Genomic DNA, 12,809 nt, shown 5'->3' on the forward strand with positions numbered 1-12,809 from the left:
CATATATTATGCACAGTCATCTGAAAAACTCCTATTTACGTCATCTAAAAGATTTTATCCTGATTGGATTTGGCATTGTTTCTGCCTGTTTCGGTCTTAAAAGCTTCCTGATGCCAAGTGAGTTTATCGATGGTGGTGTAACTGGTATATCATTATTGATCAGTACATTGACAGGATTCAAACTCTCCTATCTGATCCTGCTGATTAATATTCCTTTTGTGATTCTTGGTTATTCACAAATAGGTAAAGCTTTCGCCATAAAGACAGCTTTGGCTATTATTGTATTAGCTATTTTCCTGATCATTCTGCCTTTTCAGCCAATTACCCATGATAAATTACTGATCGCCTTTTTTGGGGGTCTGTTTTTAGGTGGCGGTATTGGTCTGGCTATGCGGGGCGGATGTGTGATTGACGGTACAGAAGTACTGGCCCTGTATATCAGTAAAAACAGTATGTTAACCGTTGGGAATATTATTCTTATTCTGAACATCATAATTTTTGGAATCGCAGCGATCTTTCTGGATATTGAAACCGCTATGTATGCTATCCTTACCTATTTATCAGCTTCGAAAACTATTGACTTCGTAGTCAACGGACTGGAGCAGTACATCGGAGTAACGATTATATCCGAGAAGAAAGAAGACATCAAATCATTCCTGATCAACGATATGAAAAGAGGTGTAACCATTTACAAAGGTGAAGGCGGATACGGAGAGAAGAAAGAAATTGATATTTTATATACAGTAGTTACAAAACTTGAAATGGGTAAACTGCAAAATGAAATCCGTCAGATAGATCCGGATGCTTTTATTGTGCAGCAGCAAATTTCTGACATTAAGGGTGGAGTAGTAAAAAGACATGCCCTGCATTAATTTAAAGATATTCCAATGAAAATATATAACCACCTTTCTGAATTTAAAAGGTTGAATAATGCGGTTGCAACCATAGGTACATTTGACGGCGTACATTTCGGACATCAAAAAATCATTAAAAGACTTTGTGAACTGGCCAAAGCTAAGGGCGGTGAAAGTGTAATCCTTACTTTTTTCCCTCATCCAAGGTTGATTATCGATCCTGAAAACCAGGACTTGAAAATGATCAATACCATTGAAGAAAAGGCTGGGATATTAGCAGGTTTAGGAGTTGATCACTTAATTATTACTCCATTTACCCGTGACTTCTCTAACCTTAGCCCTGCTGAATATATCAAGAACATTCTCGTAGATACGATCGGAATTAAACAGTTAATTGTCGGTTACGATCACCGTTTCGGGAAAGATCGTTCGGGAGGCATGACAGATCTGGTTGCCTTTTCTGGTCCATATGGTTATGAAATAGAAGAGATCAAAGAACAGGATATCAATGATGTTGCTGTAAGTTCTACTAAAATCAGGAAATCCCTACTGGAAGGACAGGTTGGTCTGGCTGCAAAATATCTTGGTTATAATTTCTCCCTTTATGGTCCCGTAATTAAAGGTGATAAGATAGGGCGTACCATCGGTTTTCCAACAGCAAACATATTTATAGAACAGCCTTATAAAATCATCCCTTCGGACGGAATTTATGCGGTAACTGTAGATATGGGAAATGAGACCTATAAAGGCATGGCCTATATTGGTCAGCGCCCAACCATTAATGGAATGACCAGAAATATAGAAGTCAATATCTTTGATTTTGATCAGGAAATATATGGGCAATACATCAAAATGAACTTTATGGAATTCCTGAGACATGATGTAAAATTCACTGGTTTGGAAGCTCTTAAATTACAATTACAAAAAGATAAAGAAGATACCTTAGCTTATTTCGAAAGTCACCGTTAATCAGGTACACCTTTTTCAGATCAGCGCATTCATCTTTGTTGAGCTGAACAGGCTTTTATTTATCATAAAAAACTCCATATCACTAAAGAAAACGCCTCTTTTTTTGTATATTTACAATAATGAGGCGTTTTCTAATGATTATCACAATCTTTTTCATAACGAATTCATGCTTTGCCTTAAAGCCTGGGCGTATTCGGGCTACCCATAATCAGGCTTTAGAAATAAAGTCTATTTCCCTTCATCATCAGTTCAGTAAAACACAGCACGAAGATGTATCCAACTTAAACGAGGATGATTTAGAGCACCCGACACTGATACAACATGGATTAAACAAACAATCTATCGTCTGTTTACAATTGTTCCGTCTGCCTGAAAGCAAATCAGTCAGAAATACAACGGTCAAAGTATACAATGCACAAACACATCTCCATTATAACTTCATATACGATTTCTTGTATCCAAATCACGTTTTCTGGTAAAGCCTTAACAGCATAATCAATAACCCGTTTTTTTTACAATTAAATACCATGTATGTTACACCTACCCGTATTAATAACTGATTTAGGCTTAATACTCGCAGCAGCTGGAATAACAACACTGCTTTTCAAAAAAATTAAACAACCATTAGTACTAGGCTATATTCTGGCCGGTTTACTGGTTGGACCCCATATTCAATTCATACCTACCGTAACCGATAATGAAAGCATCCATATCTGGGCTGAGATTGGAGTCATCTTTTTACTGTTCAGTCTTGGACTGGAATTCAGTTTCAAAAAACTGGTTAAAGTTGGCGGTTCAGCTTCCATAACCGCGATCGTAGAAGTCATTTGTATGCTTCTCATTGGTTTTGTCGCCGGAAAAGCAATGGGATGGAAAACCATGGACAGTATTTTCCTAGGTGGGATTTTGTCCGTTTCCTCTACAACAATCATTATCAGGGCCTTCGAAGAGCTTGGTGTTAAACACAAAAAGTTTGCAGGTCTGGTTTTCGGTGTCCTGATCGTCGAAGATCTTGTTGCCATTTTACTTTTAGTCTTACTTTCTACCCTGGCCGTGAGCCAGCAATTTGCCGGGACAGAGATGGTTTTCTCGATTCTGAAACTGCTCTTCTTCCTTATTCTATGGTTTATAGGTGGTATCTTCCTGGTTCCGTCATTTCTTAAAGCCACAAAGAAATTAATGAACGATGAGACTATGCTTATCGTTTCAATTGCCTTATGTCTGTTGATGGTATTACTAGCAGTCAAAGTTGGGTTCTCTCCCGCATTAGGTGCCTTTATTATGGGTTCTATCCTGGCTGAAACTACGCAGGCAGAAAAAATTGAGCACCTCACTAAATCAGTAAAAGATCTTTTTGCAGCCATATTCTTTGTATCTGTAGGGATGTTGATTGATCCAGGCATCCTCATTGATTATGCAGTGCCGATCCTGGTCATTACAATAGCTACAGTGCTGGGTAAATTTCTGAGTTCAGGCTTAGGTGCCCTGGTATCCGGTCAGCCCCTTAAAACATCTGTACAAACCGGAATGAGTTTAGCGCAGATCGGAGAATTCTCTTTCATTATAGCAACCCTTGGCCTGACCCTGAAAGTAACCAGTGATTTCCTTTACCCCATTGCAGTAGCAGTTTCTGCGATCACCACTTTTACTACCCCTTACCTGATTAAAGCATCGGAACCTTTTTATCTTTTTCTGGAGCGCAGGCTTCCAAAAAGCTGGGTAGCTGCCATTAACAGATACAGTTCCAGTACAGCAGGAATTACAACAATGAGTGATTGGAAGACCCTATTAAAATCATATACTTTCAATACGATTATCCATTCCGTAATCCTGATTGCCATTATCTTTCTGGGCTCAAGATACCTGCATCCCTTTATCACCAAAAACCTGATTAACGGAAATAAAGGAATCATCATTAGTCTGATTATTTCGCTGATCGTGATGGCTCCCTTTTTATGGGCATTAGCTATCCGGAGGATTGAGCGGAAGGCCCATTCTCATTTATGGCTGAATAAAAAATATACCCGTGGCCCGCTAATTGCCCTCGAGGTATTAAGAGTCGCGCTTGCTTTATTTGCCGTATGTTTCCTGATCTTTCAGTTCTATAATACCTGGATTGCTATGGTCATTGCACTCGCATTGATCATCACCGGAATGATCATCTTCTCCAGAAAACTTCAGGCTTTCTATGACCGTTTAGAACACCGTTTTCTTTACAATCTCAATGCAAGAGAGGAACAAAATAAACAGCCCGAAATCCTGCCCTGGGACACCCACTTAACAGAATTAACTATTGCTCCTGAATCCTCAATGGTAGGGAAGTCGCTGATAGAACTGGCCATCAGAGAAAAGTATGGTGTAAATATTGCCCTGATCGAGAGAGGCAATATGATGATTCCTACTCCCGGACGTGACGAAAGGCTATATCCAAATGATAAAGTCATGCTGATTGGTACCGACGACCAGCTGGCAGCAGTTGGCGAACTATTTAAGGGCACAACCAACGAAAATCAGGAAAGTGCATTCCCTAAAAAAGATATGACCCTTCAAAAGATTGTAATCAGTACCTCTTCACCAGTCTTTGCCCAGACCATCCGGGAATCTGGAATCCGCGAAAAGACACAGGGTTTAGTGGTAGGTATTGAACGCAATGGTGTACGTATTCTCAATCCCGATTCTGACCTCATGTTTGAGAATGAAGATATCGTCTGGATAGTAGGTAATAATAAAAAGATACCCGATCTGTTAAAGAAAGTCTAAATTAATTTTTTGTTTATTCAATTAAACCATTAGCTTCGTTAAGCCTGAACTCTGCAAAAAAACAAAGTTCAGGCTCAACTAGCTAAAAAATGAAGATAGACCAGGAAAAGAGTGACTTTTTAGATGAAATGCTTGACCATTGGAAGGAAGAAAATCTGCTTACCCCAACCGATGTTGATAAATTAAAGGCAAGCTACGAGGCTAAATCTTTTGACTGGCGCAGGCTTGCCCAATATTCCTTCTGGGTAGCGATGGCCTGTGGGGTAATCTCTCTTGGGGCCTTACTCATCGACAATAAATTTCTCAACTACTTAAAAAATCTATATGATACTCCTAACAGTATTATAAGTTTAATCTCAGCTATAGCCGCCGGGGTGCTTTATAAGATAAGCTTTACGCGAAAAAAGACAATGCCTATGCAGGTCTTCAGTAACGATGCAATTATCTTTACTGCCGTTATGCTAACCGCTAATGCCATTGCCTATCTTGGTAAAGCCTTTGACAAAGGAGACGGGAATATCTCTCTGCTCATCCTGTTTTCAGTATTCGTCTACGGTATATTAGCTTATCTCTTTAAATCACGTCTCATCTGGATTTTCGTATTAATTTCCCTTGGTGCATGGTTCGGAACAGAGACCGGCTATATGTCCCGCGATAATCTTTATTTTCTGGGGATGAATTACCCTTTACGGTTCGTCGCTTTTGGACTTGCCTTAACAGCAATCTCATTATCCCTGAAAAACGTAAAAATCTTCAAACAATTCTACGATACCACTTATATCTGCGGGATGATATATCTTTTCATATCCCTGTGGTTAATCTCCGTATTTGGTAATTTCGGGACGCTGGATAAATGGTATGGTATCAAACAAATAAGTCTTTTCTACTGGGCTATTATTTCGGCAGTTGCCTGCGTAGCAAGTATCTTCGCCGGCCTGAAATACAGGGATGATATCGCCAGGGAATTCGGGATAACTTTCTTATTCATCAACCTCTACACCCGTTACTTCGAATATTTTTGGGATAGCTGGCACAAAGCCCTCTTCTTTAGTGTTCTGGCGGCCTCCTTCTGGCTGATCGGGCGTAAAGCTGAAAAGATCTGGAACGTAGAGTTCCTGAAAAAATAAAACGGTTACTTCAGATAGACGAGGCTCAGTTTGATCACATGATAAGCTGAAAGTGCGAAGAAAAGAAGAGCGATGGCCCTATTGACGACATAACTGCTCAATGCAAACTTTGTCTGTATATACTGTGCAAATCTGGCAAAGCCGTACAAAGCTACCCCTGCGCCAATTCCCGATCCAATACTAAAAATAGTCAGGGAAAGATAGCCAATATCAATCCACTCATGTGAAATCAGGTAGGTCCCGACAAATAACCAATATGGGATCTGCATAGGATTAAGTACTCCAAGTAACATTCCATATCTGATACTATCCTTCTTCGAATAATCAGCTTTCGGCATTTCTTTCCTCGATCTCCAGGTAATCACCCCAAGAACAGTGAACATGACAATCATCGCCACATCGATATAATTACCTACTTTAATCTCGCTAGAAAGCCACTGAACAAATCTCATTACACCGAATGTGAACAGCACTTCAATACAGGAAAATGCAAGAATAAAATATAAAGCTTGTTTTATTCCCCTGGTAATAGTGATTTGTACTACCGTAAGGTTAATGTTTCCAGGTGGGATATAACCTATTGAATTAAGAAGTACTCCAAGGAATAGGGTTAGAAAAAGCATGCGCTAATATAAAGATTTAATTGATCTGTAGTATTTATCAAAATGGGTGTCCGATCAGTATTTGATCGGACACCCATTATATAACAACCTAACTATCAGCCAGAGAAGGCTTCAAATGAGGTAGTAAATATTTCGCTGTATAAGAATTTTTAGCATGAACAAGATCTTCAGGTGTTCCTTCGAAAACAACATTTCCACCTTTATCACCACCTTCCGGACCAATATCAATCACCCAGTCCGCAGATTTAATCATATCCATATTGTGCTCAATAACCAGGATTGTATTTCCCTGTTCAATAAGCGTATTCAAAGCAATCAGCAATTTCTTAATATCATGGAAGTGCAAGCCAGTAGTTGGTTCATCAAAAATGAACATTGTTTTACTTGCACTATTTCCTTTAATCAGAAAAGATGCCAGCTTAATTCTTTGTGCTTCACCACCTGACAGCGTATTAGAAGACTGGCCTAAATGAACGTAACCTAATCCAACATCAACAAGCGGCTGCAATTTATTTAAAATCTTAGGCTCATTCTTAAAGAATGATACTGCTTCATCAATGGTCAGATCCAGTATATCAGCAACATTTTTATCCTGATAAGTGATATCAAGAATCTGCTGTTTAAACCTGCGTCCTCCACAAGCTTCACAAGGCAGATAAATATCAGCCATGAACTGCATCTCTATTTTCACTTCACCTTCACCCTGACAAACATCACAGCGTCCGCCTTCCACATTAAAAGAAAATGCTGCAGGTTTTAATCCCGCCGCTTTAGCAGCAGGCAGAGCTGAAAACAAGGCACGCACATCATCCCATGCTTTCACATAAGTAACCGGATTTGACCTTGAAGAGCGGCCAATAGGATTCTGATCCACCATTTCAACCTGGCTAATCAGTTCATAATTGCCAAATATGCCATCATATAATCCTGTTTGTTCTCCTGCATAGTTACCAATTGCTTTTTGCAGTGCAGGATAAAGAATCTTTTTGATCAGACTTGTTTTCCCTGATCCCGAGACACCACTTACAACGGTAAAGACACCTAATGGGAATTTCACCTCAATATTTTTAAGGTTATTCTCCCGGGCACCTTTGATCAGAATATGGTCAGCCCATTTTCTGCGTGTTGCAGGAATCACTATATTTTCCTGACCTGACAAATATCTCCCTGTCAGACTCTTACTATCCTTAATAATTTCTTTATAGGTACCTGTAAACACAAGGTTCCCTCCTAAAGTACCAGCTTCGGGGCCAATATCAATAATATGGTCCGCAGCACGCATCATCTCCTCCTCATGTTCAACCACAATAACCGTGTTCCCAACATTACGTAAAGACTGCAATACCTCAATCAGTTTATTGGTATCCCTTGGGTGTAAACCAATACTAGGCTCATCCAATACATAAATCGACCCCACCAAACTACTACCCAACGAAGTTGCTAAATTAATCCGCTGCGATTCACCACCAGAAAGTGTATTAGATAATCTGTTCAGAGTCAGGTACCCCAAACCAACATTATTCAGATAAAGCACGCGGCTTGTAACTTCTGCCAGTAAACGTTTAGAAATCTTTTCATCAGTTTCAGAAAGCTCCAGATGATCAAAGAAATCCTGAATAACAGACAGCGGCATTAATACCACATCTATGATAGATTTCCCGCCAATCTTTACATAAGAAGCATCTTTACGTAATCTTGAACCCTTACAATCCGGACAAATCGTTTTCCCGCGGTAACGCGACAGCATTACCCTGTACTGAATTTTAAAAGTCTGCTGTTCCAATTCTTCAAAAAAGGCATCCAAACCTTCAAAATACTTATTTCCAGTCCAGATTAATTTCTGTTCCTTTTCTGTCAGCTCATTAAAAGGCCTGTGAATTGGAAAATCAAATTTCGAGGCATTCTTGATCAGCTTATTCAACCATTCACGCATTTTCTCGCCGCGCCATGGAGCGATAGCATTATCGTAAAGACTTTTACTTTTATCAGGAATGACCAGATCTTCATCAATACCGATTACATTTCCATAACCCTCACAGCGTTTACACGCACCATAGGGATTGTTAAAACTGAAAAAATTAGGTGTTGGCTCTTCAAAGCGAATTCCATCCAGTTCAAAGCGATCACAGAAATGAGTGATTTTACCCTCATGTTCTACATAACAATCACCCTTTCCTTCAAAAAATGCAGTCTGAACAGAATCAGCGAGCCTGCTCATTGTTTCATCATCTTCATGGAAAACAATACGGTCAATCAGGATCTTAATGGTCTGGGAATCTTTTAATTCAGTATCCTTAAACTGTTCATCTTCCAGAACATTTTCAATTTTATGAACCGTATCTCCGATATAAACCCGCAGAAATCCTTTTTGCAGTAATACAGCAAGTTCTTCTTTAATTGACCTGTTGTTATGCGGATGCAGCGGGCAAAAAATCGTTGCCACACTTTCTTCACCCAATCCGGATACAAAATCGACAACCGTACTTACCGTGTCTTTTTTAACAATCGCCCCGGATTCAGGAGAAATGGTTTTACCAATTCTCGAAAAGAGTAATTTCAGGTAATCATAAATCTCAGTTGAAGTTCCTACTGTAGATCTTGGATTGGATGTGATTACCTTTTGTTCAATTGCAATTGCAGGGGCAATACCTTTAATATAGTCAACATCAGGCTTATTCATCCGGCCCATAAACTGTCGGGCATAAGAAGAGAGACTTTCTACGTACCTTCTTTGGCCCTCCGCATACAGCGTGTCAAAAGCAAGGGAAGATTTCCCTGAACCCGACATTCCAGTGATGACTACCAGTTTATTTTTAGGTATTGCAACATCAATATTCTTGAGGTTATGCACCCTGGCGCCTTTGATAATAATGTTTTTATGTGGATCTTTCTCCGTTTCCTTACTCATTTACTTCCTTATAGGATTTGCTAATATAACCCAAAAAACACAAAATTAGTTTGTAGGGAGGATGCAAAAATACGGCTCTTTAAACTAATTTAATTTTTTTTACTACTTTTATTCTTGTAATCTGATAAAAAAATGCTTCTTTTGAACTTGTAAGCCAACCAATTAAATCAATATCTTAAAAAATCATAGGAGAACCACTATAGCAAAAACATCTACTCAATCTTTTTTAGCACAACCAAGCAAGGGAATTTAGTTTAGATAATCCTATGAAGTTACAATCATATAGTGATCAGGAATTAGTGAAGTTATACCTGAAAGGAAATGAATCAGTTCTCGAAGAACTTTTAAACAGATACAAATCCAAGATATACACTTCCATATATTTATTAGTCAAAGACCAGTATTTAGCAGAAGATATTTTTCAGGACGCTTTCATCAAAGTCATCAATACACTCCGTTCAGGAAGGTACAATGAAGAGGGTAAATTTTTGCCATGGGTAATGCGTATTGCCCACAATTTAGTTATCGATTACTTCAGACGTGAAAAACGTGCTCCGGTAATTACCAGTGCAGACGGAACTACTGATGTTCTTAATATGCTGCAAATCCATGAAGAAAATGCAGAAGATAAATTACTAAGAGAGCAAACCCACGCCGATCTGAGGGTATTAATCCAGTTACTTCCCGATGAGCAGAAAGAAGTACTTATTATGCGTCATTATGCGGATCTGAGTTTTAAAGAGATAGCAGATCTTACCGATGTCAGTATCAATACCGCTTTGGGCCGGATGAGATATGCGTTAAGCAATCTTCGTAAAATGATGAAGGTAAAGGAAGTAACCTAATAAGAGCTTTAATCAAAATCTGAAATATATTTTTGCACTCATAATGCGCTTGAGTACAAGAAAAATAGGAAAAAGGAAAAACAATATGTTCAGATGAAAATAAATGTTGAATTGTTTCGTTAAATTAGAAAACAAAAACAGTTTAATGCTTATGATAACAACCTCTACTCCTATTTCAAATTCCCACTACTTAAATCAGCATGCTGAAAATATAAGTAGTGAGTTTTTCAACGACCTTGATTTAATGTTTTACGAAAGCATTAAATCACAGATGGACCTGTTGAATAAGAACCCTGATGAGGAAACTATTTCCAAAATCCTGGCTTACTCCAAGTCCCTGTAATTGATTTAAAAAACTAAGCTGCCTTCAGGGCAGCTTTTTTTGTTTTATCTTTGTCCCATTATGCTCAAAAAAGAAAGATATAAACAATTTGTAGCCTATTTTTCTGCTAAACAGCCTGACGCTGAAACAGAACTTCATTACAATAATCCTTTTCAACTATTGGTAGCCGTGATTTTATCAGCACAATGCACAGATAAAAGAATCAATCAGATTACCCCTGCTTTGTTCCAGCGTTTTCCAAATGCAAAAGCACTGGCCGGGGTTACTCCGGATATTGTTTTTGATTATATCAGAAGTGTAAGTTACCCTAACAACAAAGCTAAACACCTTGTAGGCATGGCAAACATCCTGTTAAATGAATTTAACAATGTTGTGCCGTCAGATATTGATCAATTACAGAAAATGCCAGGAGTAGGGCGCAAAACTGCCAATGTTATAGCCTCAGTCATTTATAATGCACCGGCGATGGCAGTGGACACCCATGTTTTCCGTGTAGCTAACCGTATTGGGCTGACCAATGGCAAAACACCACTGGCTGTAGAAAAAGACCTGGTTAAATATCTGCCAGAGGAAACTATCCATGTGGCGCACCACTGGCTGATCCTTCATGGAAGATATGTATGTGTTGCCCGTTCTCCAAAATGCAATATCTGTGAAATCACATCTATTTGCAGATACTATGAAAAATTGAACAAACCAGCTAAAGCTATTAGCCAAGCCGAACACTAAATTCAATATTTTTAGATATTTTATTATTAATTGAAAAATATTACTTAATATTGCTAAATAAATTAGCACAACAATTACCACATATAGTTTTAAATATTTTATATTTACGGCCTAATTAAATAAGATGATCCCAAACCCAGATAAATTAAAAGCATTACAACTTACATTAGATAAGTTAGAAAAATCTTACGGTAAAGGTGCCGTGATGAAATTAGGTGAAACTCCGACTGAAACTATTGAGTCAATCTCAACCGGATCCATCACATTAGATATCGCTTTAGGTATTGGTGGTGTCCCAAAAGGACGTGTAATTGAAATTTACGGGCCGGAATCTTCAGGTAAAACTACTTTAGCAACACACATTATTGCAGAAGCACAGAAAAAAGGTGGTGTAGCTGCATTTATTGATGCAGAACATGCTTTCGATAAGTTTTATGCAAAAAAATTAGGTGTAGATGTAGACAATCTTTTAATTGCACAACCAGATAATGGTGAGCAGGCATTAGAGATTGCTGACAACCTGATCAGATCGGGAGCTATTGACGTAATCGTTATTGACTCTGTTGCAGCTTTAGTACCAAAAGCAGAGATTGAAGGTGAAATGGGTGATTCTAAAATGGGTCTTCAGGCACGTTTAATGTCACAGGCTTTAAGAAAATTAACAGGAACAATCGCTAAAACAGGATGCTGCTGTATTTTCATCAACCAGTTACGTGAAAAAATTGGTGTGATGTTCGGTAACCCGGAAACAACTACAGGTGGTAATGCTTTAAAGTTCTACGCGTCTGTACGTCTTGATATCCGCAGAACTTCTCAGATCAAAGATGCCGATGAAGTTTCTGGTAACAGGGTAAAAGTAAAAATCGTCAAAAACAAAGTTGCTCCTCCATTCCGAATTGCTGAGTTTGATATCATGTTCGGTCAGGGAATCTCTAAAGTTGGTGAGATCATCGATTTAGGTGTAGATTTCAACATTGTTAAAAAAGCAGGTTCATGGTTCTCTTACGGTGAAACTAAACTGGGACAAGGTAGAGATGCTGTTAAGCAATTGCTATTAGACAATCCAGAATTAGCTGATGAAATCGAGAAAAAAATCAGAGAAGAAGTAACTGGTGAGAAATTAGAAGAGTTATTGTAATCAAGAATAGCTGTATAAAAAAAAGCGATATGTCTGTCTGGACATATCGCTTTTTTTATGATAAGGCCTTCAGTAATTTATCCTGACCGCTATCAGATCAGCACACAGCTTCCTGCAATAACCTGCCAGCTGCTAGTGCCGCTAATATTTTTCCAGACCCTGGTATAACGATATTTACCATCAAGGTCATGTTTTCCAAAAGTTCCTTCCAACGCTATCGTAACAGCAACTACTGCAACGTCTCCAATAATATTGATCTGCTGATCTTGCGATCCGATATGGCTAACTTTCATCTCTCCAGAACGATATCCTTCCAGATCCATTTGCTTAGTAAGCGTTTGTCCCATTGGGTTTGTAAACAGTAAATCTTCATGAAGTAAATGGTCTAGTCTCTCCAGATCACTTTCCTTAATAGCAACCAGAAGTACTTCTTCACTTACTACAATCTCCAGTATCTCCTTTGAATCTTTCATCTGATAAAAATAAAACAACAATCCGGGTTACATACCTTAT

General features: G+C 38.6%; 12 protein-coding genes. 9 read left to right on the forward strand and 3 right to left on the reverse strand.

Annotated elements, in window-relative coordinates; genetic code table 11:
* The first annotated feature begins 8 nt into the window (after window positions 1–8).
* The 5 genes from HDE68_RS26060 to HDE68_RS26080 all read left to right on the forward strand — a co-directional run bounded on the left by HDE68_RS26060 (window position 9) and on the right by HDE68_RS26080 (window position 5,710).
* Window positions 9–872 (forward strand): YitT family protein, encoded by an 864-nt coding sequence (locus HDE68_RS26060; RefSeq protein WP_183885615.1) that lies wholly within the window; start codon window positions 9–11, stop codon window positions 870–872.
* Between the two features lie 15 nt (window positions 873–887).
* Window positions 888–1,823, forward strand: a complete 936-nt coding sequence (locus HDE68_RS26065) for a bifunctional riboflavin kinase/FAD synthetase (protein WP_183885617.1) — start codon at window positions 888–890, stop codon at window positions 1,821–1,823.
* Window positions 1,824–1,942: 119 nt separating this feature from the next.
* A complete protein-coding gene (locus tag HDE68_RS26070) occupies window positions 1,943–2,302 on the forward strand; it encodes a hypothetical protein (protein WP_183885619.1) in 360 nt (119 codons plus the stop codon).
* A 52-nt stretch (window positions 2,303–2,354) separates the two neighbouring features.
* Window positions 2,355–4,583: a cation:proton antiporter gene (locus tag HDE68_RS26075; RefSeq protein WP_183885621.1), complete on the forward strand. Its 2,229-nt coding sequence runs from the start codon at window positions 2,355–2,357 to the stop codon at window positions 4,581–4,583.
* A gap of 89 nt (window positions 4,584–4,672) precedes the next feature.
* Window positions 4,673–5,710 carry a DUF2157 domain-containing protein gene (locus HDE68_RS26080; RefSeq protein ID WP_183885623.1) on the forward strand — a complete coding sequence of 346 codons (1,038 nt, stop codon included), beginning with the start codon at window positions 4,673–4,675 and terminating at the stop codon, window positions 5,708–5,710.
* Between the two features lie 5 nt (window positions 5,711–5,715).
* Here the strand turns inward: HDE68_RS26080 and HDE68_RS26085 are convergent, their stop codons facing one another.
* Entirely contained in the window at window positions 5,716–6,333 is a 618-nt protein-coding gene (locus HDE68_RS26085; protein ID WP_183885625.1) for a LysE family transporter, read from the reverse strand.
* Between the two features lie 88 nt (window positions 6,334–6,421).
* Complete coding sequence (gene uvrA / locus HDE68_RS26090; RefSeq protein ID WP_183885627.1) at window positions 6,422–9,241, reverse strand: excinuclease ABC subunit UvrA; 2,820 nt, start codon at window positions 9,239–9,241, stop codon at window positions 6,422–6,424.
* Window positions 9,242–9,507: 266 nt separating this feature from the next.
* Between uvrA and HDE68_RS26095 the strand changes: the two genes are divergently transcribed.
* From HDE68_RS26095 to recA, 4 genes are all read left to right on the forward strand, one after another.
* Window positions 9,508–10,086 carry an RNA polymerase sigma factor gene (locus HDE68_RS26095; RefSeq protein ID WP_183885629.1) on the forward strand — a complete coding sequence of 193 codons (579 nt, stop codon included), beginning with the start codon at window positions 9,508–9,510 and terminating at the stop codon, window positions 10,084–10,086.
* Between the two features lie 145 nt (window positions 10,087–10,231).
* On the forward strand, window positions 10,232–10,429 hold the full coding sequence (locus HDE68_RS26100; protein ID WP_183868473.1) for a hypothetical protein: 198 nt from the start codon (window positions 10,232–10,234) through the stop codon (window positions 10,427–10,429).
* 60 nt (window positions 10,430–10,489) lie between these two features.
* Complete coding sequence (gene nth / locus HDE68_RS26105; protein ID WP_183885632.1) at window positions 10,490–11,158, forward strand: endonuclease III; 669 nt, start codon at window positions 10,490–10,492, stop codon at window positions 11,156–11,158.
* Between the two features lie 124 nt (window positions 11,159–11,282).
* Window positions 11,283–12,296 carry a recombinase RecA gene (gene recA / locus HDE68_RS26110; protein WP_183885634.1) on the forward strand — a complete coding sequence of 338 codons (1,014 nt, stop codon included), beginning with the start codon at window positions 11,283–11,285 and terminating at the stop codon, window positions 12,294–12,296.
* A gap of 92 nt (window positions 12,297–12,388) precedes the next feature.
* Here recA and HDE68_RS26115 read toward each other — a convergent pair whose 3' ends face one another.
* Window positions 12,389–12,769, reverse strand: a complete 381-nt coding sequence (locus tag HDE68_RS26115) for a nuclear transport factor 2 family protein (RefSeq protein WP_183885636.1) — start codon at window positions 12,767–12,769, stop codon at window positions 12,389–12,391.
* Between the last annotated feature and the right edge of the window lie 40 nt (window positions 12,770–12,809).

The sequence above is a fragment of the Pedobacter cryoconitis genome (assembly GCF_014200605.1).
Classification (GTDB): Bacteria; Bacteroidota; Bacteroidia; order Sphingobacteriales; family Sphingobacteriaceae; genus Pedobacter; species Pedobacter cryoconitis_B.